Source organism: Streptacidiphilus melanogenes, assembly GCF_000787835.1.
Taxonomy (GTDB): Bacteria; Actinomycetota; Actinomycetes; order Streptomycetales; family Streptomycetaceae; genus Streptacidiphilus; species Streptacidiphilus melanogenes.
In genome coordinates this window covers 1-25955 of the sequence record NZ_BBPP01000014.1, presented here as the reverse complement: position 1 = coordinate 25955, position 25955 = coordinate 1, and the positions used below count along the sequence as shown (strand labels likewise).

The following is a 25955-nucleotide window of genomic DNA, read 5'->3' as shown; positions in this document are numbered from 1 at the left end:
TGCGATCGATCGCTGCCGATCTACGACGGGGGATCCGGAGCTACGATGGAGCTGCGTGTTCCTCGTAAGCGCCGAATCCTGTTGCCGCAGGCCGGTCGCGAGGTTCCGGCCCCCGCTGGTGTTGCCGCACCGGGCGGGGGCTTTCATCTTGTGGTGTCCGAGCGTCAGTCGGGCCGTGGGAGCCCGCTCGTACGCTCCTCCAGGTCCGTCCACTCCTGCGGCGCCGCGCCGGTGGCGTGATAGGCACGCCAGCCGTCCAGGCCGGTCAGGGTGTCCGTCTCCATCCGCTGCAGCAGCCCGCGGAGCCACTCGGCCTCGGCCCGCTGCATGGTCAGCGCATAGTCGGCCTCGACCAGGAAGATCTCGGGCAGCACGGCCCGGCACTCCTCCAGAATCCCGGCCTGCACCGACACGCCGTCGTCCAGCGCGGCGAGCCGCTTGCGCAGCAGCGCCTCGACCTCGTCCGGCGGGAGCGAGCCCGCCAGCGAGAGGCCGGCCTCGAACTGCGGATACTCCTTCACCGGGACGCTGAGCAGCTCCGAGAGCCAGTCGCGCATCTCGGTGCGGCCGGTCTCGGTGATGCCGTAGACCGTGCGCTCGGGCCTGCGGCCGTCGCGCTCGGTGCCCTCGGCCGCGATGAAGCCGTGCTTCTCCAGGTTCTGGACCACGGTGTAGAGCGACCCGAAATTGATCTTGATGCTGGCCTGCTTGCCACGCTGGCGCAGCACCTGAGCCATCTCGTAGGGGTGGCGCGGGGTCTCCGCGCACATGGAGAGCACCGCCAGCGCCAACGGGTTGCTGAGCTTGCGCCTGGCCATCTCTCACACCTCCCGGTCACTCTTACTCGTAGACGAGTATATGAGTGCGGGTATAGCGCGTGTCAATACGCTATATCGCGATAGCCTTCCCGGCCTTCGCCCAGTTGGAGCGGGTGGTGTCGAGATACTGCTGCGCCTGGGGCCCGAGGGCGACGCCGCGCGCGAAGGCCAGCATGTTGCCGGGGCCGGTGTTGTAGCCGAGAGCCAGCAGCTCGTCCGTGGTCAGCGAGGAGACGTGGTGCGCGGGCAGCTCGGCGGCGAGGTCGTGCAGGTACCAGGCCTCGGCCCGGATGGCCAGGTCCGGATCGTCGGGCAGGTCGAGCCAGGACCGGTCGGCGAACGGTCGGCCCTGCTTCACCTGGTCGAAGGTGGCCTGGTGCATGTTGGCAAGCCCGAGCGCGGCGGTCGGCTTCAGCTTCAGCCAGGCCTTCTCGAAGGACGGGTCGTGCGGCTTGTAGTCCTCGTCGTAGAGCACCGCCATGACCAACTGCGGGTCCACGCCCGCCTCGTGCGCGCGGTCGCGCACCTGGGCGGCGAACTGGGACGGGTCGTAGCTGCCGTGGTACCAGCTGCCGCCCGCCCCCGAAGCGCTCGGTGACGGGGCGCCGGCGGAGGCGCGGACCCCCGACGGCGAGCCCGAGGCGGAACCGGACGGCGCCGCCGCCGCGTCACCGGACGAACCGCCGTGACCGTGCATCACCGCCCAGACGAGCACGCCCGCCACGGCGACGGCCAGCCACGCCCCCCAGGCCGAACGCCTCCGCTCCGACCGCCCCCGAGCCACCGCGCCGTCACCCCACCGAGGAGTACGCGATGATGCCGCGCCGGATCGCGTCCACGGCCTTGCGCGCGGCCGTGCGGACCTCGCCGTCGGCCGAGGCCGCGTTCTGGATCTGGCCCAGCACGTCGATCAGCTGACGCGTCCAGCGGACGAAGTCGCCGGCCGGCATGTCGGCCTCGCGCAGCACCTTGTCGAGCGACTCCCCCGAGGCCCAGCGGAAGGCCGTCCAGGCGAAGCCCATATCAGGCTCGCGCCGCACCCAGCCCTCCATCGTGGAGAGCTTGTGCTGCTCCTCCAGCGCGTCCAGGTGGCCCCAGATCCGCACCATCGACTCCAGCGCCGGACGGGCCTTGCCCTCCGGCACCTTCACCGCGCCGGCCTCCTCGTCGCCGCGCCGGGACTCGTAGACCAGCGCCGAGGCGCAGGCCGCCAGCTCGGCCGGGGCGAGACCGTTCCAGACGCCCTCGCGCAGGCACTCCGACGCCAGCAGGTCGAGGTCGCCGTAGAGGCGGCCCAGGCGCTTGCCGTGGTCGGTGACGCTGTCGGCGTTCAGGTAGTCCAGGTCCGTCAGCAGCGCGCAGACCCGGTCGAAGGTGCGGGCGATGGTGTGGGTGCGCGAGCGCATCCGGCGCTCGAGCTGCTCGGTGTCGCGCTTGAGTCGGTCGTAGCGCTCGGCCCAACGGGCGTGGTCCTCGCGCTCGTCGCAGCCGTGGCACGGATGCTGCCGCAACTCGGCGCGGAGGCGCGCGATCTCCGGATCGTCGGCGGCGGCCGCGCGGCCCTTGCGGAGCCGGCCCGGATCGATGTGCCCGGCCTTGCTGCGCAGCGCGGAGGCGAGGTCGCGGCGGGACTGCGGGCTGCGCGGGTTGAAGGACTTCGGGATGCGCAGCCGCTCGATCGGCTCGACGGGCACCGGGAAGTCGATCATCGCAAGACGCTTGACCTGCCGCTCGGCGGTCAGCACCACCGGGCGCGGCCCGTCCTGGTACTCGTGACCGCGGCCGTTGCCGTAGCCGCGGGTGCCGTGCCGGGAGACGGGCGGCAGGCCCGGGTCCAGCACCAGCGCGAGCCCGGCGAAGCGGCCGGTCGGCACGTGGATGACATCGCCGGGGCGCAGCCGCTCCAGCGAGTCGGCCGCGCTGGCCCGGCGCTGCGCCTGACCCTCACGGGCGAGCAGCTGCTCGCGGTCCTTGAGCGCCCGGCGCAGGCCCATGTACGCGTCGAAGTCCCCGAGATGACAGGTGACCGCCTCGCGGTAGCCGGCCAGGCCCTCCTCGTTGCGCTGCACCTGCCGGGCGATGCCGACGACGGACCGGTCCGCCTGGAACTGCGCGAACGACGTCTCCAGCAGCTCGCGCGCGGTGTGCCGCCCGTACTGGGAGACGAGGTTGACGGCCATGTTGTACGAGGGCTTGAAGGAGGAACGCAGCGGATAGGTACGCGTCCCCGCGAGACCGGCCAGCGCGGCCGGATCCAGCCCCGGCTGCCAGAGCACCACGGCGTGGCCCTCGATGTCGATGCCGCGCCGCCCGGCGCGCCCGGTGAGCTGGGTGTACTCACCCGGCGTCACGTCGGCGTGGGTCTCGCCGTTCCACTTGACCAGCTTCTCCATCACCACGGAGCGGGCTGGCATGTTGATGCCGAGCGCCAGCGTCTCCGTCGCGAAGACCGCCTTGACCAGGCCGCGCTGGAACAGCTCCTCGACGACCTCCTTGAAGGTCGGCAGCATGCCCGCGTGGTGGGCGGCGATCCCGCGCTCCAGCGCGTCGAGCCACTCGAAGTAGCCGAGCACGTGGAGGTCCTCGGGCGGGATGTTCTCCGTCCGGGACTCGACCAGGGCACGGACCTCGGCGCGCTCGGCGTCGTTGTTGAGCCGCAGGCCCGCGTGGAGGCACTGCTGCACGGCGGCCTCGCAGCCGGCCCGGCTGAAGATGAAGGTGATCGCCGGCAGCAGGCCCTCGGCGTCGAGGCGGTCGATGACCTCGACCCGGCTGGGCGTCCAGGCGCGGCCCGGTCGGCCGTTCGACATGGAGCGGCCTCTGCCGCGCCGGTCGAACCGGTCCCGCCCGGCCCCGCGCCGGTCCTGCTCGGCGCGCGCGAGGCGCACCAGCTCGGGGTTGACGTCGGCCTCTCCCCCACGCCCTGCGCCGCCCTCGCGCTTGCGCCCCGAGGCGCGCTCCTCGGCGACGCGGGAGGTGAACAGGTCGTACATCCGGTGCCCGGCCAGCACGTGCTGCCACAGCGGCACGGGGCGGTGCTCGGAGACGATGACCTTGGTGCCGCCGCGGACGGTGTCCAGCCAGTCGCCGAACTCCTCCGCGTTCGACACGGTGGCGGAGAGGGAGACCAGGGTGACGGACTCGGGCAGGTGGATGATGACCTCCTCCCACACCGCGCCGCGGAAGCGGTCGGCGAGGTAGTGCACCTCGTCCATGACCACGTAGCCGAGCCCGGCGAGCGTGGAGGAGCCCGCGTAGAGCATGTTGCGCAGCACCTCCGTCGTCATGACGACGACGGACGCCTCGCTGTTGATGGTGTTGTCACCGGTCAGCAGGCCGACCCGGTCGGGACCGTAGCGTTTGACCAGGTCCTGGTACTTCTGGTTCGACAGCGCCTTGATGGGCGTCGTGTAGAAGCACTTGCGGCCCTGGTTCAGCGCCAGGTGAACGGCGAATTCGCCGACGATCGTCTTGCCGGAGCCCGTCGGGGCGGCCACCAGCACGCCCTCGCCACCCTCCAGCGCCTGGCACGCCTCCACCTGGAACGCGTCCAGCGGGAAGTCGTACAACTGCCGGAAGGCGTGCAGCGCGCTGGCCTCCTCCTTGGCGCGCTGCCGCGCGGCGGCGTAGCGCTCGGAGGGGCTGAGGGTCTCGTCGGCGGAGAGGTTCTGATCTGTCATCTCGCCTAGGAGCGTACCCGTCCGGACCGACAGTCCACCTGAAGATTGTTTACCGACTGGTTAACGCCTTCAGGTGACCTCTCGGGCGACCTCTCAGGTGACGTCGTCGGGGTGGTAGATCATCGGCTCGCCGGCCGCCAGCTCGGTCGCGTTGACCGGCTCCGGGATCGGCAGGTCGTCCGCACCGAGGGCGGAGGGCCGCAGGTCGAGCGAGGAGGCCTCGTCGTCGTCCAGCCGGCTGTCCGGGTCCTCGGCCTTGCGCCGGGCCACGGCCTTGTCGCGCAGCGTGGCCACACCGACGGCGGCGAAGTAGAGCAGGCACATCGGCACGGCCAGCACGGTCATGGTGACCGGGTCACCCGTCGGGACGGCGATCGCGGAGAAGACGAAGATCCCGAACACCGCGCCGCGCCACCAGCCGCGCAGCCGGGCCGCGCTCACCACGCCGATGAAGTTGAGCATCACCAGCAGCAGCGGGATCTCGAAGGAGAGCCCGAAGACCAGCACCATCCGGATGAAGAAGTCCAGGAACTCGGCGCCGGAGAAGGCCAGCGAGAAGTTGGCGGGGTTGAAGCTCGCCAGGATCTGCAGCGCCTTGGGGAAGATCGTGTAGGCCAGGTAGGCGCCACCCGCGAAGAGGGGGACGGCGGCGGCGACGAAGCCCAGCCCGTACTTCTTCTCCTTCTTGTACAGCCCGGGCGCGACGAACGCCCACAGCTGGTAGCTCCACACCGGCGCGGCCAGGATGAAGCCGATCATCATCGAGATCTTGAAGGTGAAGGTCAGCGGCGAGAGCACGCCGTTGTTCACCAGCAGACCGTTGGGACACTCCTTGGTCTTCTCGCCGTACCCGTGGACGCCCGTGATGTGGCAGGCGGGAGTGACCAGCTCGTTGATCGCCCAGGTGTGCAGCAGCCAGCCCAGGACCGTGGTCACGAGCAGGGCGAGTACGCAGACGATCAGCCGGTAGCGCAGCTCGCGGAGGTGGTCCGCGAGGGGCATCCGGCCTTCGTCGTTCTTCGGAGGACTCTGCCTCGTCTTTGTGTCGCTCACCGTGCGGCTGTGTCCCTGCGCGAAAGGAAGAAAGGGGAGGAGGTGCGGCTCAGCCCTGGGTGGTGGGCTGCTTGTCCTCGACGGGGCGAGCGGAGGCGGTGTCGCCGGGGGCGGCCTGGATCGTCTTCGGAGCGGCGGCCTCGGCCTGCTGCTCGGAGGAGGTCTGCACGTTGCTGACGGGCGCGTCCTTCTTGCCGTCGTCCTTCATGGCGCCGACCTCGGACTTGAGGATGCGCAGCGACTTGCCGAGGGCACGCGCGGAGTCGGGCAGCCGCTTGGCCCCGAAGAGCAGCAGCACGATGACCGCAATGATGATGATTTCGAGAGCGCGGTTTTCGAGCATCGGGTTCCCTCTTCGTCGTCGTGTCTGCGCCGATGATACGCACCGTGACGTCACGGGCGTCCAGAGCGTCGCCGCAGATCTTGCCGCTTCGACGCATCTTCGATACTACGCGGATCAGTTTGTGCCTTGAACAGACGGTGTGACGGCGGTGAACGCGAGTCCGCCGCCGTGTCGGGACAGCACCTCCGCCTCGCGTTCGACCTCTGCACCCGCCCGCGCGACACGCTCCGCGCTGCGGGACAGCGCCCTACCGAGCAGAACCACCTCACGGTAGGCGAGAACGGCACAGATTCCCAGCACCATGAGCCCCACGGTGGTGAGGCCGACGATCATCCACATCACAGGGTGAGTCTAGTGACAGGGAGCAGTTGCAACCCCCAGGGGCGCGGGCGCCCCTCATGGGGTCCCCACCTGCCTAACGGATCCCAACGTGCAGGCGCATGGTCGGGACGCCGGCGCCGGTGAGGGCGTCGATGATGCGCTCGCCGGCGGGCTTGCGGACGGCGACGCCGCAGGCGGGGCAGGTGAAGGAGTAGAAGGTGCGTTCCTTCGTGCGGCCCAGGGCCAGGCGGAAGGCCCGGGCTTCCAGCTCCGCCGTGGCGCGGCAGTCCGGGCAGGAGGCCCGGAAGCGGGTCGGTGAGACCATCGCGCTCACCCGTCGTACCGGGCCAGCGCCGCGCCCGCGGCCTTGCGAGCCTGCTCGGCGAGCGTCGCGGGGGCGAGGACGCGGCCGTCGGGGCCGAGGCGCAGGACGAGGCGCAGCAGGGAGGAGGGGTCCGGGGTGCGCAGCACGATGCGGAGGCCGCCGTCGGGGAGCTCCTCCGCCGACTCGTGCGGGTAGTACTCGGCCACCCAGCGGCCGCCGGGCGCGACCTCCAGGACGACCTGCGGATCCTCGCTGGACGGGTGGACCAGGCCCTCGGACAGGTCGCGCAGCTCCAGCGGCGGCGGGTCCGAGGGGGTGTCCAGGACCTTGATCTCGGCGATCCGGTCCAGCCGGAACATCCGGCGGTCCTCGGAGAGCCGGCACCAGGCCTCGAGGTAGGTGTGTCCCTCGGTGATCAGGCGGATCGGGTCGACCTCGCGCTCGGTCAGCTCGCCGCGCCCGGAGGACCAGTAGTTCAGCCACAGGCGCTTGCGCTCGGTGAACGCCCGGTCGACCTCGGCGAAGACGTCGCCCTCGGCCTCGAAGGTGACGCCGACCCGGGTGCTGCCCTCGGCGACGTCGCCGGCCGCGGCCTCCAGCTTGGCGACGGCGCGCGTCAGCGCCTGGCGGTCACGCTCGCGCAGGCCGGGCAGGCCGGCCACCGCGCGGGCGGCGACCAGCAGCGAGGTGGCCTCGTCCGCGGCGAGCCGCAGCGGCTGGGCGACGTCGTCGGCGTTGTGCCACCAGATCTGCTCGCCGTCGGTGTCGATGTCGAGCAGGTCGCCGCCGCGGAAGCTGGTGCCGCACATCGGCAGCACGCTGAGGTCGCGGATCAGCTCGCGCTCGGTGACGCCGAACGCGCGGGCGACCTCACTGACCCGCGCGCCGGGGCGCTCCCGCAGGTAGGTGACGAGCGAGAGCATCCGACGGGTCTGGTCGATGGCGCTGCTCATGCGCCCACCTCACTCTCACTCGTGACAGCCGCAGCCACCGCGCGCAGTCGCGCGATGACGTCCGCCCGCAGTTCCGCGGGCTCCAGGACGACCACGTCGGGGCCGTACTCGACCAGATCCGCCGCCAGGCCGAGGCCGTAGGGGATCTCCAGCACGTCCCACTCGGCGTCGACCGGCTGGGCCGAGACGGCCTTGGCGCGCAGCGGGAAGCCGGCCTTGCGGCGGACCCGGACACGGGCCCGCTCCGTCGCGCCCTCCCCGGCGAACCGGGCGACGGCCTGCCGGACGTCGACGTGGTCGGGCACCTCGGCGAGGAAACGCCCGCCCTTGCTGCGGACCTTCCCCATGATCCGGCTCAGCCGGAAGACGCGGACGTCGTCGCGGTCGCGGTCCCAGCCGGCCAGGTACCAGTGGCCGTGCCAGAACTCCAGCGCCCAGGGCTCGACCGTGCGGGGCTCGGCGACGGCGGAGCCGCTCTTGCGGTAGTCGAAGCCGACCGGCCGGCGGTCGCGGGCGGCGACCAGCAGCGGCTCGAACGCGGCCTCGCGGGCGGGGATGCGCGGTTGGAGGGCGGTGCGGCCCTCGGTGTCGTCCTCGGCGAGCGAACCGGCTGCGCGCAGCTTCTGCAGCGCGCCGCTGGCGGCGCCGGCAAGACGGGCCTGCTCCCAGACGCCCGCTGCGAGGCTCAGCGCGGCGGCCTCCTCCGCGTCCAGGTGGATCTCCGGCAGGCGATTGACGTCGCGTCGGGCCAGGTAGCCCAGCTCGCCGTCGAGCGGGTTCTCCACCACGTCGATGAGCAGCCCGAGTTCGCGCAGATCGTCCTTGTCGCGCTCGAACATGCGGTTGAAGGCGTCCTCGCTGGCCTGCTCCCCCGCCGCCCCGGCCTCGCGGTAGGCCTCGATGGACTCCCGCAGCTCCCGCTTGCTCAGCGGGCGCTTGGTGTTCATCAGGCACAGCGCGAGGTTCATCAGGCGCTCGGACTTGGCGATGGGCATCGCTCACCCTTCTCTACGCGCGGCCCGCGGCCGCGGCGGGCCACTCGGACCGCGCATCAACTGACCGTACCGGTAGGCACCTGCGCCACAAAGCGCACCCCCGCCCGAAGGCCGGCTGTGGTAGCACGGCGCCCCGGACGGGGGTGCGAGGAGCGAACGTCTGCGCGTCAGCGCTTGGCCACGCCCACGAGGTCGCAGACGAAGATCAGCGTCTCGCCCGGGGCGATCTTGCCACCCGCGCCGCGGTCGCCGTAGGCGAGCTTGGCGGGGATGACCAGCTCGCGGCGGCCGCCGACCTTCATGCCCTGGACGCCCTGGTCCCAGCCGGCGATGACCTGGCCGACACCGAGCTGGAAGTCGAGCGGGGCGCCGCGGTTCCAGCTGGCGTCGAACTCCTCGCCCGAGCTGAAGGACACGCCGACGTAGTGGACCTTCACGAAGTCACCGGCCGCGGCGACCTCGCCGTCGCCCTCCCACAGGTCACGGATCTGCAGATCCGCCGGCGGCTCGCCGCCCGGGAAGTCGATCTCCGGCTTCTCGATGCTCAAGGTAGTGCTCTCCTCAGTACGGACGTGTGTCACACACAGCCCTGGACGGACTGCTCAGGCCCTACGTTACGCGGCGCCGACGATGTCCACGACGAAGACCAGGTTGGAGTTGGCCGGGATGCCCTGGTTGCCCTGGGCGCCGTAGGCGTCCGCGGAGGGGATGGAGAGGAGCACCCGCGAACCGACGGTCTGGCCGACCAGGCCCTTGTCCCAGCCCGGAATGACCTTGCCGGCGCCGATCTGGAACTGCGACGCGCCACCGTGGCTCCAGGAGGAGTCGAAGACCGAGCCGTCCTTGAGCAGCGCGCCGGTGTACTGGGCGAACAGCTGCTGGCCGGGCTTGACCACCGGGCCCTTGCCCTTGATCAGCACCGCGACGCCCAGCTTCTTCGGGTTCCGCTCGGCGTCGGTGATGGTGAACTTCGCCGCGGCCTTGTCGCCCATGGTGACCTGCGGCAGGTCGGCCGGCGGCGTCTGCGCCGTGCCCGAGGCCTGCGTGTCGTGGGCGATCGCCATGGTGATGTCGACGACCAGGACGTTGGTGTCGTGGCAGGTGATGCTGTACTTCGAGTACCCGGCGTTCTGGAAGCCGGCGGCCGGGGGCGCGACCACCAGGACGCGGCTGCCCACCTTGTGGCCCTGAACGGCGTCGGCGAACATCGGCATCATCTGGGTCTGCGACTGATCGACCAGCGCGGCCGGACCGCCGTCCGCGTAGGAGTTCTGCCAGTTGCGACCGCTCCAGGTGTCGGCGACCAGGTTGAAGCCGACGAAGTCCTGCTTGCCGACGACCTGGCCGGTGCCCTCGGAGAGCGTCTTCACCACGAACTTGCCGTCCGGGTCGCCCTTGGCGGGGGTGATCTTCGCGGCCTTGCCGAAGGCGCCGGAGACGGCGGGCAGCGTGCTGTCGTCGCTCACCGGGGCGGGCACGGTCATGGGCGAGGCCGCAGCGCTGCCGGACGGGCAGGGGCTGGTCGTCGAGGAGTCGGCCGAGGCCTGCTTGGCGCTGCTCCCACAGCCGGTGAGCAGCAGCGTGGGCGCGAGAAGCAGCGCGGCGGCGAGTCGGCGCACGGTGATCCTTAGGGTGGTCGCGAATCCGATGGTCCGCGCCACTCTATGGCCTTGCGCCGACTCCCGCTGGGACCGACGACACAACACGGGTCACAGTTTCGGCACGTACATGCCGACACGCTGCGTGACCGAACTGATCAGCGCACTGATCACATCCCGGCGATCAGCTTCTCCACTCGCTCGTCCACGGAACGGAACGGGTCCTTGCACAGCACGGTGCGCTGCGCCTGGTCGTTGAGCTTCAGGTGCACCCAGTCGACGGTGAAGTCCCGGCGCTGCTCCTGCGCGCGCCGGATGAAGTCGCCGCGCAGCCGCGCCCGGGTGGTCTGCGGGGGCACCGACTTGGCCTCGAAGATCTTCAGGTCGTCGCTGACCCGCTCGGCCTGACCGCGGTTCTGCAGCAGGTAGTACAGGCCCCGACGGCGGTGGATGTCGTGGTACGCGAGATCGATCTGGGCGACCCGCGGGTGGGACATCGAGATGCCGTTCTTGGACCGGTAGCGCTCGATCAGCTGGTACTTCATGACCCAGTCGATCTCGCGGTCCACCTTGGAGTAGTCCTCCGTGCGCACCGCCTCCAGCGTGCGCCCCCACAGGTCCAGCACGCGGGCGATGTTGCCGGTGCGGATGCCGCGGTTGTCGGCGAAGTCGGAAGCCTTGTTGAAGTACTCCTGCTGGATCTCCAGGGCGCTGGCCTCGCGGCCGTTGGCCAGCCGGACCAGCCGGGAGCCGGTCAGGTCGTGGGAGACCTCCCGGATGGCCCGGATCGGGTTCTCCAGGGTGAGGTCGCGCAGCACCGTGCCGGCCTCGATCATCCGCAGCACCAGGTCGGTCGCGCCGACCTTGAGCAGCGTGGTGGTCTCCGACATGTTGGAGTCGCCCACGATGACGTGCAGGCGGCGGTAGCGCTCGGCGTCCGCGTGCGGCTCGTCGCGGGTGTTGATGATCGGGCGCGAGCGCGTCGTGGCGGAGCTGACGCCCTCCCAGATGTGCTCGGCCCGCTGGCTGACGCAGTAGACCGCGCCGCGCGGGGTCTGCAGCACCTTGCCGGCGCCGCAGATCAGCTGGCGGGTGACCAGGAACGGGATCAGTATGTCGGCGAGCCGGGAGAACTCGCCGTGGCGGGCGACCAGGTAGTTCTCGTGGCAGCCGTAGGAGTTGCCGGCGGAGTCGGTGTTGTTCTTGAACAGGTAGACGTCCCCGGCGATGCCCTCCTCGTGCAGACGCCGTTCGGCGTCCACGAGCAGGCCCTCCAGGATCCGCTCCCCCGCCTTGTCGTGCGTCACCAGCTCAGCGACGTCGTCGCATTCGGGGGTGGCGTACTCGGGGTGCGAGCCCACGTCGAGGTAGAGGCGGGCCCCGTTGCGCAGGAAGACGTTGCTGCTGCGGCCCCATGACACGACACGGCGGAAGAGGTACCGCGCCACCTCGTCCGGGGACAGTCGTCGCTGCCCCCGGAACGTGCAGGTGACGCCGTACTCGTTCTCCAGCCCGAAGATTCGGCGGTCCATGCCTAGTTGTTCACCTTCCCGCCCAGTCTCGAAACCGTGGGAAAAGCTCTGCTGTGGGGGGACGCCCCCGACGCCGGGGCTATTCGGCGTCGGGCGCGGCCTCCTCGCCGGCCGCCGGGGCGGCCTCGTCGTCCGTCGCGGCGCTGGCGTCGCCCTCCAGGAGGCGGGCCAGCTGGGTGCCGAGCAGCCGCTTGAACTTGCGCTGCTGCCAGCGGCCGCGGTCCAGCACCGCGACCTCCAGCTGATCCGGCGTCATGGTGCGGGCCGCGCCACCGTTCGGGTCCCTGGCCAGGCTGTCGACGGCGAGCTTGAGCGCGTCAGGCAGACTCAGGCCCTCCTCGTGCCGCTGGTCCAGGTAGCCGGCGATCGACTCGGCGTTGCCGCCGACGGCGACGCTGCCGTGCTCGTCGACCACCGAGCCGTCCGGGGTGAGCCGGTAGATCTGGTCGTCGCCGGGGTTCTTGCCCACCTCGGCCACGATCAGCTCGACCTCGTAGGGCTTCTCGCCGGTGGACGAGAAGATGGTGCCCAGGGTCTGGGCGTAGACGTTGGCCAGGCCGCGCGCGTTGACGTCGGCGCGGTCGTAGGAGTAGCCGCGCAGGTCGGCGTAGCGGACGCCGCCGATGCGCAGGTTCTCGAACTCGTTGTAGCGGCCGACGGCGGCGAAAGCGATCCGGTCGTAGATCTCGGAGACCTTGTGCAGCGCGCGGGAGGTGTTCTCCGCGACGAAGACGATGCCGTCGGCGTAGGTGAGCACGACCACGGACCGGCCCCGCGCGATGCCCTTGCGGGCGTACTCGGCGCGGTCGGCCATGGCCTGCTGGGGTGAGACGTAGAACGGCGTCGACACCGGTCGCCCCTTCTCTTCGGAATGTCTCGGCTTGTCGAACGGTCAGGTGAGGTGAGCTCAGAACCGGGAGCTCAGAGCAGCGGTGCCTGTGGGCCGTCCGGCTGCTCCAGGCGGTGACCGAGAACGGCCTCGGCCAGTTCGCCGACCTCCGTGTCGGCGAGACGGCGGAAGCCCTCCTCGGTGATGACCGAGACGATCGGGAAGATCCGGCGGGTGAGGTCGGGGCCGCCGGTGGCGGAGTCGTCGTCGGCGGCGTCGTACAGCGCCTGGATGACGACGGTGGCCGCGCCCTCGGCGGTCAGGTCGGAGCGGTACAGCTTCTTGAGCGAGCCCTTGGCGAAGAGCGAGCCGGAACCCGTCGTCGCGAAGCCCGTCTCCTCGGAGCGGCCGCCGGTGACGTCGTAGGTGAAGATGCGGCCCTTGCCCTGGTCGAGGTCGTAGCCCGCGAACATCGGGACCACGGCCAGGCCCTGCATGGCCATCCCCAGGTTGCCCCGGATCATGGTGGTCAGGCGGTTGGCCTTGCCCTCGAGCGAGAGCGAGGTGCCCTCGATCTTCTCGTAGTGCTCCAGCTCCAGCTGGAACAGGCGCACCATCTCGACCGCGAGACCGGCGGTACCGGCGATGCCGACCGCGGAGTACTCGTCGGCCGGGAAGACCTTCTCGATGTCCCGCTGGGCGATGATGTTGCCCATGGTGGCCCGGCGGTCACCGGCGAGGACCACGCCGCCGTCGAAGGTGGCCGCGACGATGGTGGTGCCGTGCGGCGCCTCCAGCGGCTGCACCCCGGCCGGCAGGGTCCGCCGGCCGGGCAGCAGCTCGGGCTGGTGGTCGGCCAGGAACTCCAGGAACGACGACGAGCCCGGCTTGAGGAAGGCAGCCGGCAGACGCCCGGTGCCAGACAGATAGGCTTCCACAGCTTTCCTTCCGGTGAGTGAGTCGATCAAGGAGAGAATCTACTCTCCGCCCTTCTGGACGAAGCCCCGGACGAAGTCCTCCGCGTTGGACTCGAGCACCTCGTCGATCTCGTCGAGGACCGCGTCGACGTCGTCGTCCAGCTTCTCCTTGCGCTCCTTGAGGTCCGAGGCCTCGCTCGCCTCTTCCTGGGTCTCCTCGACCTCCTCGGAGGAGCGGTTCGCCCGCTGCTGGCCGCCGCCGGTGTCCTTGGTCGCCATTTCCCTCACCCCGCTCTTGAGTGGATCAGCTGATCTCTGACCCTACGGCTTGTAGTCGGTGAACGTCGATCGTTGCCCGGATGATGCCCAAAGGCGTGCAGTTCACCCATGGTGAACGAACGCCCCCGGACAGTTACGCTCTGCGCGTACACGCGTTCAAACAAGGCCCTGCGGCTACCCTCCGCTGAGCACCCGGACCAGCTCCTCGGCCGTCCGGCAGCGGTCCAGCAGCGCCTTGACGTGGTTCCTGGTGCCGCGCAGCGGCTCCAGGGTCGGCACGCGCTGCAGTGAGTCCCGGCCGGGGATGTCGAAGATCACCGAATCCCAGGAGGCCGCGGCCACGTGGTCCGCGTACTGCTCCAGGCAGCGGCCGCGGAAGTAGGCACGGGTGTCCTCCGGAGGCTGGTGGGCGGCGCGCAGCACCTCCTGCTCGTCGAGCAGGCGCTCCATGCGCCCGCGCGCGACGAGGCGGTTGTACAGGCCCTTCTCGGCCCGCACGTCGGCGTACTGGAGGTCGACCAGGTGCAGCCGGGCGTCGTCCCACTCGAGGTTGTCGCGGCGCCGGTAGCCCTCGAGGATCTCCTTCTTGGCCACCCAGTCCAGCTGCCGCGAGAGCGACATCGGGTCGCGCTCCAGCTTGCCGAGCACGTCCTCCCAGCGGTCCAGCACGTCGCGGGTTTGCTCGTCGGCGTCCTGGCCGTAGCGGTCCTCGACGTACTTGCGGGCCAGCTCGCAGTACTCCATCTGGAGCTGCACGGCGGTGAGCTTGCGGCCGCTGCGCAGCTGGATCAGGTACTCCAGGGAAGGGTCGTGGGAGACCCGGTGCAGGGTGCGGACGGGCTGGTCGACGGCCAGGTCGACGGTGACGAAGGCGTCCTCGATCATCGACAGGACCAGGGAGGTCGTGCCGAGCTTGAGGTAGGTGGAGATCTCCGACAGGTTCGCGTCGCCGATGATCACGTGCAGCCGGCGGTACTTCTCGGCGTCGGCGTGCGGCTCGTCGCGGGTGTTGATGATGGGCCGCTTGAGCGTCGTCTCCAGGCCCACCTCGACCTCGAAGTAGTCGGCGCGCTGGCTCAGCTGGAAGCCGTGCGCCGAGCCGTCCTGGTGCAGGCCGACGCGGCCGGCGCCGGTGACCACCTGGCGGGAGACGAAGAACGGGGTGAGGTGCTTGACGATGTCGGCGAACGGCGTCGCCCGCTTCATCAGGTAGTTCTCGTGGGTGCCGTAGGAGGCGCCCTTGTTGTCGGTGTTGTTCTTGTACAGGTGGATCGGCTGCGCGCCGGGCAGCTGGAGGGCGCGGTTGGCCGCCTCCTCCATGATCCGCTCGCCGGCCTTGTCCCAGAGCACGGCGTCGCGCGGGTTGGTGACCTCGGGCGAGGAGTACTCGGGGTGGGCGTGGTCGACGTAGAACCGCGCACCGTTGGTCAGGATGATGTTGGCGAGGCCGATGTCCTCGTCGGTCAGCTGGCTGGCGTCCGCCGCGTCACGGGCCAGGTCGAAGCCGCGCGCGTCGCGCAGCGGGTTCTCCTCCTCGAAGTCCCAGCGGGCTCTGCGGGCCCGGTGCATCGCCGCCGCGTAGGCGTTGACGATCTGGGACGAGGTGAGCATGGCGTTGGCGTTGGGGTGCCCCGGGACGGAGATCCCGTACTCCGTCTCGATGCCCATGACGCGCCGTACAGACATGCGGCCCTCCTTCGGCGTTCCCGCGGACGAACCGGTGCGGTAACCCGAGACTAGATCCACCCGGTGACAACCGGGAGATCGCTGACACGAACGTCCGGCCGCGAGGGCCCACGGGCTCCCGCAGCCGGACGTCGAGAGGTGGTGCTGTTGTCCTACAGGTGTTACAGGTACTGACCCGTGTTGGCCACGGTGTCGATAGAGCGGCCGGACTCGGCGCCCTGCTTTCCGGTGACCAGCGTGCGGATGAAGACGATCCGCTCGCCCTTCTTGCCGGAGATGCGGGCCCAGTCGTCCGGGTTGGTGGTGTTGGGCAGGTCCTCGTTCTCCTTGAACTCGTCCACGCAGGCGGAGAGCAGGTGGGAGACGCGCAGACCGCGCTGGCCGTGGTCGAGGAAGTCCTTGATCGCCATCTTCTTGGCCCGGTCCACGATGTTCTGGATCATGGCGCCGGAGTTGAAGTCCTTGAAGTACAGGACCTCCTTGTCACCGTTGGCGTAGGTGACCTCCAGGAAGCGGTTCTCCTCGGACTCGGTGTACATCCGCTCGACGACGGCCTGGATCATGGCCGCGACGGCGGCGTCGCCCGAGTCGCCGTGCTCCTTGACGTCGTCCGGGTGCAGCGGCAGCGAGGTCTTCAGGTACTTGGAGAAGATGTCCTTCGCGCCCTCGGCGTCCGGCCGCTCGATCTTGATCTTGACGTCCAGGCGGCCGGGCCGCAGGATCGCCGGGTCGATCATGTCCTCGCGGTTGGAGGCGCCGATGACGATGACGTTCTCCAGGCCCTCCACGCCGTCGATCTCGGCCAGCAGCTGCGGGACGATGGTGTTCTCCACGTCCGAGCTGACACCCGAGCCGCGGGTGCGGAAGAGCGACTCCATCTCGTCGAAGAAGACGATGACGGGCGTGCCCTCGCTCGCCTTCTCTCTGGCCCGCTGGAAGACCAGGCGGATCTGCCGCTCGGTCTCGCCGACGTACTTGTTGAGCAGCTCCGGGCCCTTGATGTTGAGGAAGTAGCTCTTCCCCTGGGGCTGGCCGGTGACCTCGGCGACCTTCTTGGCCAGCGAGTTCGCGACCGCCTTGGCGATCATCGTCTTGCCGCAGCCGGGCGGGCCGTACAGCAGCACGCCCTTGGGCGGCCGCAGCTCGAACTCGCGGAACAGGTCCGCGTGCAGGTACGGCAGCTCGACCGCGTCGCGGATCTGCTCGATCTGCTGGCCCAGGCCGCCGATCTTGGAGTAGTCCGTGTCCGGGACCTCCTCCAGGACCAGCTCCTCGACCTCGCTCTTCGGCACGACCTCGTAGACGTAGCCGGAGCGCGGCTCCATCAGCAGCGCGTCGCCGGGGCGCAGCACGATGTCCCGCAGCGGCTCGGCGAGGCGGACCACCTTCTCCTCGTCGGTGTGGCCGGTGACGAGCGCACGCTCCCCGTCCTCCAGCACCTCCTTGAGGGTGACGATGTCGCCGATGCTCTCGAAGGCCATCGCCGCGACGACGTTGAGCGCCTCGTTGAGCATGACCTCCTGGCCGCGGCGCAGCTCGGCGAGCGGGACGCTCGGGCTGACGTTGACCCGGAGCTTGCGGCCTCCGGTGAAGATGTCCGCGGTCTCGTCCTCGTTGGCGCTGAGGAAGGTGCCGAAGCCGGCGGGCGGCTGCGCCAGCCGGTCGACCTCCTCCTTCAACGCCACGATCTGGTCCCGCGCCTCGCGCAGGGTAGAGGCGAGCCGCTCGTTCTGGGCGGTGACCCCGTTCAGGTTGGTCTGCAGCTCGACGATCCGCTCTTCCAGGATCCTCGTGTGCCGCGTGGGCTCGGCGATCTTGCGGCGCAGGACTGCGATCTCCTGCTCGAGCATGGAGATCTGTGCCTGTGCATCTTCAGAACCCCGTGCGGGCCTGCCGCCTCGGGCGTAGTCGTCATCGTGGGCTGCCACGGTCCTCACCTCCTCCGGGGGGAGCTGACGCTTCCAGACCCTACCTGCGCCTGGGAGTGTTGAAACCCCTTGATCGAAACTCCGAAGGGGTGTGTCCGATCTTCACCCTTGCGCACGTCCCCTCTGGTAGTGCACATACCCACCTCCGCGTTGCTCGAAAGCGTGCGGGGGTAGGCTGACGAGGTCAGCACCATCGAGAACGCGGAACGGGCGGCGGAGATGTCCACCAGCACCGAGACGGGGGCCGCAGAGGCCCTGGAAGTCTGGATCGACCAGGACCTGTGCACCGGCGACGGCATCTGTGTCCAGTACGCGCCCGAGGTGTTCGAGCTCGACATCGACGGCCTGGCGTACGTCAAGGGCGACGACGACGAGCTGCGCACCGAGCCCGGGGCGTGCGTGCCCGTGCCCTTGACGCTCCTTCAGGACGTGGCCGATTCGGCCAAGGACTGCCCCGGCGACTGCATCCACGTCCGCCGTGCGCGCGATCGCGTCGAGGTGTACGGACCTGACGCGGAGTAGGAACCCCGCAGGCAAACACCCCCCGCCACGTGACGAAGATCACATGACGGGGGGTGAGCTGTCTCCGGGTCTGTCTCTGCGTCAGTTCAGACGGCGTCAGTTCAGACCTGGGCCGAGGTGGCGGTGACCACCGCCGCGCCCCAGCTGCCGTCGGCCCCCAGGGTCCAGTTCAGGGTCTCCGAGAGGTCCGGGCAGCAGTCCGGGACGGAGGCCGATGAGTAGCCGATGACCACCGCGTGGATCGAGCCGTCGCTGCGCATCGCCACGCTGCGGACGGTCATGCGCTTGGCCGGGTCGAGCAGTTGGATCGGGGCGGCCTGGCCCGCCTCCAGCACGTAGAGGCCGTCCGGCGGGGAGCCGGCGCCGGCGTCGCAGCGGGCGGCGACCACCGTGACCGGGGCGCCCGCGCCCGGCAGCGCGGCCGAGAAGTGCTGGTCCACATGGACCGGCAGGGGGCCGCAGTCGATCGGCAGCTTGGCCTTGGCCGGGTCGGGGGCCGTGGCCGCGGCGCCTCCGGCCAGCGGGTGCGCGGCTCCGGGCTGCCCCGCGCCGCTCTGCGCGGCACCCGTCTGGACCGCGCCGGCCGGACCGACCGCGAGCGCGAGGCCGACGACCCCGCAGAGCCCCGCGGCGGTGGCGATCCAGTGCAGGGGTTTGCTGCGCGCATGGGCGGGCAGACGCGGCGCGGTCTTCGCCGGCGCCTCCTGGTCCCCGTCCGTCACCTCGGCGCTGCCCGACCCCGCCACCACCTGGACCACCAGGGCTACCTCTTTTCCCGCAGTGCACGCGCGATTTGTGGGCAGCATCGTCCCACAGTGCGAACAACGAAAAAACCACCGGGAAGCGACTGTTCGGTCGCTTCCCGGTGGTCGATTCGTGAAGGCCCCCCGGGCAGCTTCGGCGGTCCTCGTCGGACGTCGTCAGCCCTCGTCGCCCTCGCGGTCGAAGTCCTCGACGTAGTCCTCGCCGGAGGCGTCCGAGCGGGACTCGGCCAGCCGCAGGAAGCGGCCCGCCTTGGTCTTCTCCGGCACGATCGACTCGCCGTACGCGCCCTTGGACGGACGGCGGCGGCGCAGCGGCGGCTCGACGCCCTCCGCGAGCCGACGGGAGGTGAGCAGGAAGCCGGTGTGCCCGATCATCCGGTGGTCCGGCCGCACGGCCAGGCCCTCGAGGTGCCAGTTGCGCACCATCGACTCCCACGCCTGCGGCTCGGTGAAGCTCCCGTGCTCGCGCAGCGACTCGACGGTACGCGAGAGCTGGGTCGTGGTGGCCACGTAGCAGCAGATCACACCGCCCGGCACGAGCGCCTTGGCGACGGCGTCCAGGCACTCCCACGGTGCGAGCATGTCCAGGATGACGCGGTCGACGTCCGTCTCGACCAGGTTGTCCTGCAGGTCGCCCAGCGTCAGCTTCCAGGCCGGGTGCGGCCCGCCGAAGTAGCGCTCGACGTTGCTGCGCGCGATCTCGGCGAAGTCCTCGCGGCGCTCGTACGAGAAGAGCGCGCCGTCGTCGCCGACGGCACGCAGCAGGCTCATGCTGAGCGCGCCGGACCCGACACCGGCCTCGACCACCCGGGCGCCCGGGAAGATGTCGGCCATGGTGACGATCTGCCCCGCGTCCTTCGGGTAGACCACCGCGGCGCCGCGCGGCATGGAGAGGACGTAGTCGGGGAGCAGGGGGCGCAGCGCGAGGTACTGGGTGTTCCCGGTGGTGCGCACAACGGACCCCTCTGGGGCCCCGATCAGCTCGTCGTGGGAGAACGCACCCTTGTGGGTGTGGAACATCTTCCCGGCTTCGAGCGTGATGGTGTGGTGGCGTCCCTTGGGGTCGGTGAGCTGGACCTGGTCCCCGACCTCGAAGGGCCCGCGACGGCGGGCGGCGCCGGTCGGTTGAGTCATGCGGAACATTTTAGGGCCTGAACAGGCATGCCCTGCCGGGCCCCGTGAGGGGCGCGGGGAACCGCGCGGGAAACCACCGGCGTGCGGATGGCCCTGCGCCTCGGGCCGGCCAACCGCGTGGGTGGCTTGTCGCGCCGTTCCCCGCGCCCGTGAGGCCGTGCAACCGTCTGCGGAAGCGACTCCGACCGCGCTCGCGCCCACGCGGCAGAGCCGCAAGTCGGCACAGCCCCGCGCCCCCTAGTGCCCTGCGGGCACGGGCACCGGTTCTTCGCCCGCCATGGCGCGCGCGAAGGCGCGTTCGACGTCGACTGCGGCGAGGACGCCCAGCGGGGCGCCCTGGGGGTCGGTGACGAGGTACTCCGCGGCGGGAGCTGCGCGGAGGGCGTCGAGGAGGTCCTCGCCCGACAGTGCGGCAGCAATCCTGCTGCCGGGGCCCAGCGGGGCGGAGACCTCGGCGACCTGCATCCACGGGCGCCGGTGCTCCGGGATCGCGCGGACCGCGCGCTCGCGGACCAGGGCGATGGGCGTCCCGGCCGAGTCGGTGACGATGATGCCGAGGGCGCCGGCCGCCTCCAGGCGGCGCAGGGCCTCCGCGAGCGGGGTGTCCGCGGTGACGCTGACCGCGGGACGCGTCAGCAGTGAGGCGCTGAGCTGCGGGAGACGCTCCCGCAGGCGCGCGGTGCGCAGGCTGCCGCCCGCGCCGTTCCAGATGATCGCGGCGAGGATCGCACCGAGCACGGCGTCGGTCAGCAGCGAGGCCAGGCCCAGCCCGGGGGCCTGGGCCGCGGACCACGCGGGCAGCAGGATCAGTACCGCCACCGCCAGCAGGCGTCCGGCCCAGGCCGCGGCGACGGTGCCGGCCATCGGCCGGCCCGTCGCCTTCCAGACCAGGGCGCGCAGCATCCGGCCGCCGTCCAGCGGCAGGCCGGGCAGCAGGTTGAACGCGGCGACGACGAAGTTGCTCAGCATCAGCGAGGTCAGCAGCACGCCGGGCACGGTGGCCCGGGTCACGAACTGCACGGCACCGAGGAAGACCCCGCCGAGCACCAGCGAGAGCAGTGGTCCGGCGAAGGCGAGCCAGAACTCCCGTCCGGCGCTCTGCGCCTCCTTGGTGATCTCCGAGACGCCGCCGAAGAACTGCAGCTGGATCCGCAGCACCGGCAGGCCGAAGCGCAGCGCCACCACGGTGTGCGCCAACTCGTGCACCAGGACCGAGCCGTAGAAGGCGACCGCGAAGAAGAGCGAGACCAGGTAGCGGGCGCCGCCGAGGCCCGGCAGCACGGTGTCGATCTGGCCGCCGAAGAGCCAGGTGATCAGCGCCGCGACCAGGAACCAGCTGGGTGTGACGTAGACGGGCACGCCGAAGGGACGTCCCATCCGCAGGGCCCCCGCAGGACGCTCCGCGTCCTTGACGGGGGCCCGGCGGTCCTTCGCCTCGCCCTGCTCCTCGCTCACTGTCCGTCCGCCCCTTCACCTGGCCGAACCCGGGCCCGCCCCATGGTGTGCCCGCGGGGTCGCCCGCGCGCCACACGCTACGCGATCGTCGGGACGACCACTCGTGCGGCGGGCCGACAGCCCGTTCCTTCCCTTCTTACCCGCTTACCCACGGGATGTCGGTGCCAGGCCGTAGGGTCGGACCCATGCAAGCCGCCGACCCGACGACGACCGACAGCCCCGTCCCACCCGGGCCCCGCCCCGCAGAGCCCGAACAGACGGAGCCTGAACCGGCGGAGCCCGAACAGGCGGGGACCCGGCAGCCCGAGACCGTACAGGCGGGGACCAGGCAGCCCGAGACCGTACAGGCGGGGACCCAGCAGCCGGAGACCGAGCCCCTGGAGACTCCGGCGCACCCAGAGGCGCCGCAGCCGCCCGCCGGGCCGGGGCGGCCGGTCTCGCTGTCGCCCTCGCGCGCGTCGGACTTCATGACATGTCCGCTGCTGTACCGGCTGCGGGTGATCGACCGGCTGCCGGAGCCGCCCAGCCCGGCGGCGACCCGCGGCACGCTGATCCACGCCGTGCTGGAGCGGCTCTTCGACTCCCCTGTCGGCGAGCGGACCCCCGACACCGCGCGCGCTCTGCTGCGTCCTCAGTGGGAGCGCCTGCTGGAGGAGCGGCCGGAGGTCGCGGAGCTGTTCCCGGCCGAGAGCGGCGCGCAGGAGCTGGCGGCCTGGCTCACGGACGCGGAGAAGCTGCTGGAGTCGTACTTCCGCGTCGAAGACCCGAACCGGCTGCAGCCCGCCGAGCGGGAGCTGCTGGTGCAGACGACGCTGGAGTCGGGGCTGACGCTGCGCGGCTATGTGGACCGGGTCGACGTCGCGCCCACCGGCGAGGTCCGCGTGGTGGACTACAAGACCGGCCGCGCGCCCTCGCGGGACTTCGAGGGCAAGGCGATGTTCCAGATGAAGTTCTACGCGTTGGTGATCTGGCGCGCGCGGGGCGTGGTGCCCAAACGGCTCCAGCTGCTGTACCTGGGCGGCGGCGGCCAGATCGTCAGCTACGACCCGGACGAGGGCGATCTGCTGGCCGTGGAGCGCAAGCTCCAGGCGCTGTGGCGGGCCATCCAGCGGGCGCTGGAGACGGGCGAGTGGCCGGCCAGTCCCAACCGCCTGTGCGACTGGTGCGCGCACAAGTCCCTGTGCCCCGCGTGGGGCGGCACGCCGCCTGCGTACCCTTTGGCTGAAAGCGTCAACTGATCAATGGAGCGTTCCGTGACGATCCGCGTGCTGCTGGTCGACGACCAGCCGCTGCTGCGCACCGGTTTCCGGATGATTCTGGAGGCCGAATCCGACATCGCCGTCGTCGGCGAGGCCGGGGACGGGCAGCAGGCGCTCGACCAGGTCCGCGCGCTCCAGCCGGACGTGGTCCTGATGGACATCCGGATGCCACGGATGGACGGTGTGGAGGCCACCCGTCGCATCGCCGGCCCGGGGCGTGACGGCCCGGCCAAGGTGCTGGTGCTGACCACCTTCGACCTGGACGAGTACGTCGTGGAGGCGCTGCGCGCGGGCGCCAGTGGCTTCCTGCTCAAGGACGTCCCGGCCGAGGAGCTGGTGCAGGCGATCCGGGTGATTGCCGAGGGCGCCGCGATGCTCGCCCCCAGCGTGACCCGCCGCCTCCTCGACATGTACGCCGGCCGGCTCCCCTCCGGGGACGAGGCGCCGCCGCCCTCCCTCGGCACCCTGACCGAGCGCGAGGTCGAGGTGCTGAAGCTGGTCGCCAAGGGCCTGTCCAACGCGGAGGTGGCCGGCGAGCTCTTCGTCAGCGAGACGACGGTCAAGACGCACGTCGGCCACGTGCTGACCAAGCTGGGCCTGCGCGACCGGGTCCAGGCCGCGGTCTTCGCCTACGAGAGCGGCCTGGTCCGCCCCGGCGGCAGCTGACCCTCCCCGCCCTCCCCGGCACGTCGAAGGGGCTGGACCACACCTTCCGGTGCGGCCCAGCCCCTTCGACGTTCAGATGTTCAGCCGGTCAGGAGTCGGTCTTGCCGATCATCCACCAGCGCGCGATGCCGGAGCTGTCCAGGGTGAGCGGCACCCCGGTGATGTCCGACTGCGAGGCGGCGAACTGGTTGTTCTCCCAGATCGGGATGACCGGGACGTCCTTGGCCACGTAGTTCTGGATCTTCTTGTAGGTCTGCGCGGCGTTCACGCGGGGGGTGACCGTCAGGCCGTTGGTGATCAGGCTCGCCACGTTCTGGGCGTCGCCGCCGCGCCAGCCGTTGTACAGGGCGTTGTTCGGACCGACCAGCGGGTTGATGAAGTCGTCGATGTCCTGGTAGTCAGCGGACCAGGCGACCATGAACGCGTCGAAGTTGTGCGTCTTCAGCACGGCGTTCTGCATCGCGGTGTAGCTGGCGTAGCCCTTGAGGGTGACCTGGAACAGCCCGCTCTGCTCGAGCTGCTGCTTGATCATGGCCACCTCCTTCTCCTTGGCCGAGTCGCCCTTACCGTAGGAGAGGGTGAACTTGACCGGGAGCGAGACGCCCGCGCCCTCGAGCTCCGTCCTGACCTTGGAGGCCGACTCCGGGTTCCGGCCGTACAGGTTGGCGAACGACGCCGTCGCGTTGGTGATGCTGGACGGGACGATCGTGTAGGCCGGGGCGACCGTGTGCTGGAAGTCCGTGTTCGCGATGGCGTTGCGGTCGATCAGGGCGGCGATGGCGCGCCGGACGGCCGGGTTCGACAGCGGGCCGGAGACGGTGTTCAGCGACATGACGCGGACGGTGCCGCCGGGGCCGTTGGAGACCTGCAGACCCGTGCCGAGCTGCTGGCTCGCCTGCATGTTGACGATGTCGGACGCGTTGAGGTCCTGGATGACGACGTCGACGTCCTTGTTGTCCAGCGCGGTCTTGGCGTCGGCCTGGCTGGCGTAGTACTTCAGGTCGATGCCGGAGTTGCGCGCGGTGCCGGCGGTGCCCTGGAACTGCGGGTTCCCCTGGTAGTTGGGGTTCAGCGAGAGCTTCACCTCGGAGGGGGTCTTGCTGGAGCCGGAGCCGGTGAAGGTGACCGAGTCGATCTTGTACCGACCGGAGCCGACGATCCCGGTGAAGTCCGTCGCCGCCTCCTTGGTGGCGGAGAAGACCTTCGGGTCCACGATCGACGCGACGCCGGAGGTCAGCTTGTCCGGCAGGGTCGCGTCAGCCGACTTGAGGTGGAAGATGACGCCGTCGGAGCCCGACGTCTCCACCGACTTGATGGTGCTGAGGATCGAGACGGCGCCGTTCGGGTCGTCGATCTTCAGGACGCGGTCGATGGAGAACTTGACCGCGTCGGCGTTGAGCGGGTCGCCGTTGGAGAACTTGAGGTTCGGGCGCAGCGTGCACTTGTACGTCTCGGGGTCCGTGAAGGAACACGTCTGCGCGGCGTCGAACTCCGCCGTGTTGCCGCCGGGCGGGTAGCTCAGCAGGCTCTGGTAGACGTTGTAGAAGACCGCCCACGCGCCGACGTCGTACGCCTGCGCGGGGTCCAGCGTCGAGTACGGGTTGGCCGAACCGACCTTGATGATCACGCTCGGGACGCCCGCCACGGGACCGGTCGACTTGGCGGAGCCGCAGGCGGTGGTGGTGGCGATGAGGCCTACGCAGCTGAGCGCTGCCAGCCGCTTGAGAGCTGACATCAGTTCTTATCTCCTTGCCGGCGCTGAGGGGTGTCGCCGCCGCGCCACGACTCCGAGGCACCACTCGCTGGGGTGCAGCCCGGGCTCGCGTGAGGTCGAGTGGTCGGTAGCCTGCCATACGATCGCACGAAATACGCACTCAGCACTCACCCAGGGTTCGCCCAATGCCCGCAACCAACTGGAGATTTGAGGGACTGTATCCGGTAATGTCCGGTTTGGCGTTAGCAGGTAGTTACTTTTTCCTGCTCACGTCAGGTCGAGTTCGCCCACGAGCAGACCCTGCAGCAGGGCCGTGTCCACACCCTCCAGGGTGGTGCGCACGGTCGTGCGCGGCCCCGCCTCGATAGCGGCGACGGAGGGCACCGCGAGCACATGGCAGCCCGCCGCCTGACCGGCGAGCACACCCGTCGGGGCGTCCTCGATGACGACGCAGCGCGCCGGGTCCGCGCCCAGCCGGGCGGCGGCGAGCAGGTAGGGGTCGGGGTGCGGCTTGGTCCGCTCGACCTCGTCCCCGGCCACGGTGAAGCCGAAGAAGTGCGCGCCCAGGGTCTTCAGCACCTGGTCGATGATGCGGCGGTGCGACGCGGAGACCAGCGCCGCCGGCACGCCCTGCGCGGCCAGGTCCACCAGCAGCGCCTTGGCGCCGGGCCGCACCGGCACACCCTGGCCGATCAACTCCACGAACCGGTCGTTGATCGCGTGCCCCAGCTCGGCCGGGGTCAGCGGGGCGCCGGACACCCTCAGCAGATGGTCGACGACCCGGCTCATCGGCCCGCCGACGACGATCTCCCGCTCCTCGACGCCGATCGGGTGGCCCAGCTCGGCCAGCAGGGTGCTCTCGGCCTCCCACCAGAAGTCCTCGGTGTCGACCAGAGTCCCGTCCATGTCGATCAGGACGGCCTGCAGGGTGCGCGAAGCGAGAGTGGTCACGGGCGGCTGCGACTTTCTTGGCGCCGTCTTGCGACGGGGGGACGGTTCGGGCCGACCACCATGAGGGGTGACCGGCCCGAACGGGTCCTACAGCTTACGCCTCGTGTACTTCGCGCGCCTCACAGGCACCTTTCGCGCGCGTGGCGCTCAGCGGGCGTTGAAGTACTTGGCTTCGGGGTGGTGGATGACGATGGCGTCGGTGGACTGCTCGGGGTGGAGCTGGAACTCCTCCG

25 protein-coding genes are annotated in these 25955 nt (G+C 70.4%); 3 read left to right on the top strand and 22 right to left on the bottom strand.

The window, feature by feature from the left end:
* Window positions 1-164: 164 nt before the first annotated feature.
* The 17 genes from TR49_RS17210 to arc all read right to left on the bottom strand — a co-directional run bounded on the left by TR49_RS17210 (window position 165) and on the right by arc (window position 17257).
* The gene (locus tag TR49_RS17210) at window positions 165-818 is read right to left on the bottom strand and encodes a PadR family transcriptional regulator (RefSeq protein WP_042382691.1); all 654 of its coding nucleotides are present in this window, start codon (window positions 816-818) and stop codon (window positions 165-167) included.
* Window positions 819-888: 70 nt separating this feature from the next.
* On the bottom strand, window positions 889-1602 hold the full coding sequence (locus TR49_RS17205) for a transglycosylase SLT domain-containing protein (RefSeq protein ID WP_042382690.1): 714 nt from the start codon (window positions 1600-1602) through the stop codon (window positions 889-891).
* Between the two features lie 7 nt (window positions 1603-1609).
* Entirely contained in the window at window positions 1610-4498 is a 2889-nt protein-coding gene (locus TR49_RS17200; RefSeq protein WP_042382688.1) for a DEAD/DEAH box helicase, read from the bottom strand.
* 93 nt (window positions 4499-4591) lie between these two features.
* Complete coding sequence (tatC, locus tag TR49_RS17195; RefSeq protein WP_042382686.1) at window positions 4592-5500, bottom strand: twin-arginine translocase subunit TatC; 909 nt, start codon at window positions 5498-5500, stop codon at window positions 4592-4594.
* 100 nt (window positions 5501-5600) lie between these two features.
* Complete coding sequence (tatA, locus tag TR49_RS17190) at window positions 5601-5894, bottom strand: Sec-independent protein translocase subunit TatA (RefSeq protein ID WP_042382684.1); 294 nt, start codon at window positions 5892-5894, stop codon at window positions 5601-5603.
* A gap of 114 nt (window positions 5895-6008) precedes the next feature.
* Complete coding sequence (locus tag TR49_RS17185) at window positions 6009-6236, bottom strand: hypothetical protein (protein ID WP_042382682.1); 228 nt, start codon at window positions 6234-6236, stop codon at window positions 6009-6011.
* A gap of 73 nt (window positions 6237-6309) precedes the next feature.
* Entirely contained in the window at window positions 6310-6540 is a 231-nt protein-coding gene (locus TR49_RS17180) for a hypothetical protein (protein WP_042382847.1), read from the bottom strand.
* A 5-nt stretch (window positions 6541-6545) separates the two neighbouring features.
* On the bottom strand, window positions 6546-7493 hold the full coding sequence (locus TR49_RS17175) for a helix-turn-helix transcriptional regulator (RefSeq protein WP_042382681.1): 948 nt from the start codon (window positions 7491-7493) through the stop codon (window positions 6546-6548).
* On the bottom strand, window positions 7490-8488 hold the full coding sequence (locus tag TR49_RS17170; protein WP_042382680.1) for a helix-turn-helix transcriptional regulator: 999 nt from the start codon (window positions 8486-8488) through the stop codon (window positions 7490-7492). The genes TR49_RS17175 and TR49_RS17170 overlap by 4 nt, the downstream gene beginning before the upstream one ends.
* A gap of 167 nt (window positions 8489-8655) precedes the next feature.
* A complete protein-coding gene (locus tag TR49_RS17165; RefSeq protein ID WP_042382678.1) occupies window positions 8656-9036 on the bottom strand; it encodes an FKBP-type peptidyl-prolyl cis-trans isomerase in 381 nt (126 codons plus the stop codon).
* Window positions 9037-9102: 66 nt separating this feature from the next.
* Window positions 9103-10107 carry an FKBP-type peptidyl-prolyl cis-trans isomerase gene (locus TR49_RS17160; RefSeq protein ID WP_042382676.1) on the bottom strand — a complete coding sequence of 335 codons (1005 nt, stop codon included), beginning with the start codon at window positions 10105-10107 and terminating at the stop codon, window positions 9103-9105.
* A 149-nt stretch (window positions 10108-10256) separates the two neighbouring features.
* Window positions 10257-11618 carry a Pup--protein ligase gene (pafA, locus tag TR49_RS17155; RefSeq protein ID WP_042382675.1) on the bottom strand — a complete coding sequence of 454 codons (1362 nt, stop codon included), beginning with the start codon at window positions 11616-11618 and terminating at the stop codon, window positions 10257-10259.
* A 79-nt stretch (window positions 11619-11697) separates the two neighbouring features.
* Window positions 11698-12468, bottom strand: a complete 771-nt coding sequence (prcA, locus tag TR49_RS17150; protein WP_042382674.1) for a proteasome subunit alpha — start codon at window positions 12466-12468, stop codon at window positions 11698-11700.
* A 71-nt stretch (window positions 12469-12539) separates the two neighbouring features.
* The gene (gene prcB / locus TR49_RS17145; protein WP_042382673.1) at window positions 12540-13385 is read right to left on the bottom strand and encodes a proteasome subunit beta; all 846 of its coding nucleotides are present in this window, start codon (window positions 13383-13385) and stop codon (window positions 12540-12542) included.
* Between the two features lie 39 nt (window positions 13386-13424).
* On the bottom strand, window positions 13425-13643 hold the full coding sequence (locus tag TR49_RS17140) for a ubiquitin-like protein Pup (RefSeq protein ID WP_042382671.1): 219 nt from the start codon (window positions 13641-13643) through the stop codon (window positions 13425-13427).
* Window positions 13644-13817: 174 nt separating this feature from the next.
* On the bottom strand, window positions 13818-15329 hold the full coding sequence (gene dop, locus TR49_RS17135) for a depupylase/deamidase Dop (protein ID WP_042382669.1): 1512 nt from the start codon (window positions 15327-15329) through the stop codon (window positions 13818-13820).
* A 161-nt stretch (window positions 15330-15490) separates the two neighbouring features.
* Window positions 15491-17257 (bottom strand): proteasome ATPase, encoded by a 1767-nt coding sequence (arc, locus tag TR49_RS17130; RefSeq protein ID WP_042382667.1) that lies wholly within the window; start codon window positions 17255-17257, stop codon window positions 15491-15493.
* A 219-nt stretch (window positions 17258-17476) separates the two neighbouring features.
* Here arc and TR49_RS17125 point away from each other — a divergent pair, with 219 nt between their 5' ends.
* Window positions 17477-17779, top strand: coding sequence for a ferredoxin (locus TR49_RS17125; RefSeq protein WP_042382666.1), 303 nt, complete (start codon window positions 17477-17479; stop codon window positions 17777-17779).
* A gap of 101 nt (window positions 17780-17880) precedes the next feature.
* Here TR49_RS17125 and TR49_RS17120 read toward each other — a convergent pair whose 3' ends face one another.
* The 3 genes from TR49_RS17120 to TR49_RS17110 form a co-directional block, all read right to left on the bottom strand.
* Window positions 17881-18537, bottom strand: coding sequence for a hypothetical protein (locus TR49_RS17120; protein WP_052434373.1), 657 nt, complete (start codon window positions 18535-18537; stop codon window positions 17881-17883).
* Between the two features lie 162 nt (window positions 18538-18699).
* On the bottom strand, window positions 18700-19677 hold the full coding sequence (locus TR49_RS17115; protein ID WP_084724964.1) for a tRNA (adenine-N1)-methyltransferase: 978 nt from the start codon (window positions 19675-19677) through the stop codon (window positions 18700-18702).
* A gap of 237 nt (window positions 19678-19914) precedes the next feature.
* Window positions 19915-21132: a site-2 protease family protein gene (locus TR49_RS17110; RefSeq protein WP_063770110.1), complete on the bottom strand. Its 1218-nt coding sequence runs from the start codon at window positions 21130-21132 to the stop codon at window positions 19915-19917.
* A gap of 185 nt (window positions 21133-21317) precedes the next feature.
* On the opposite strand from TR49_RS17110, the gene TR49_RS17105 reads away from it, so the two are divergent.
* Together TR49_RS17105 and TR49_RS17100 are read left to right on the top strand one after the other, a co-directional pair.
* Window positions 21318-22370 (top strand): RecB family exonuclease, encoded by a 1053-nt coding sequence (locus TR49_RS17105; RefSeq protein ID WP_084724963.1) that lies wholly within the window; start codon window positions 21318-21320, stop codon window positions 22368-22370.
* A gap of 15 nt (window positions 22371-22385) precedes the next feature.
* Window positions 22386-23057, top strand: coding sequence for a response regulator (locus TR49_RS17100; protein WP_042364267.1), 672 nt, complete (start codon window positions 22386-22388; stop codon window positions 23055-23057).
* An 88-nt stretch (window positions 23058-23145) separates the two neighbouring features.
* Here TR49_RS17100 and TR49_RS17095 read toward each other — a convergent pair whose 3' ends face one another.
* Both TR49_RS17095 and TR49_RS17090 read right to left on the bottom strand, forming a co-directional pair.
* Window positions 23146-24792, bottom strand: coding sequence for an ABC transporter substrate-binding protein (locus TR49_RS17095; protein WP_042382664.1), 1647 nt, complete (start codon window positions 24790-24792; stop codon window positions 23146-23148).
* A gap of 246 nt (window positions 24793-25038) precedes the next feature.
* Complete coding sequence (locus tag TR49_RS17090) at window positions 25039-25722, bottom strand: HAD family hydrolase (protein WP_268874092.1); 684 nt, start codon at window positions 25720-25722, stop codon at window positions 25039-25041.
* Window positions 25723-25955 lie beyond the last annotated feature (233 nt).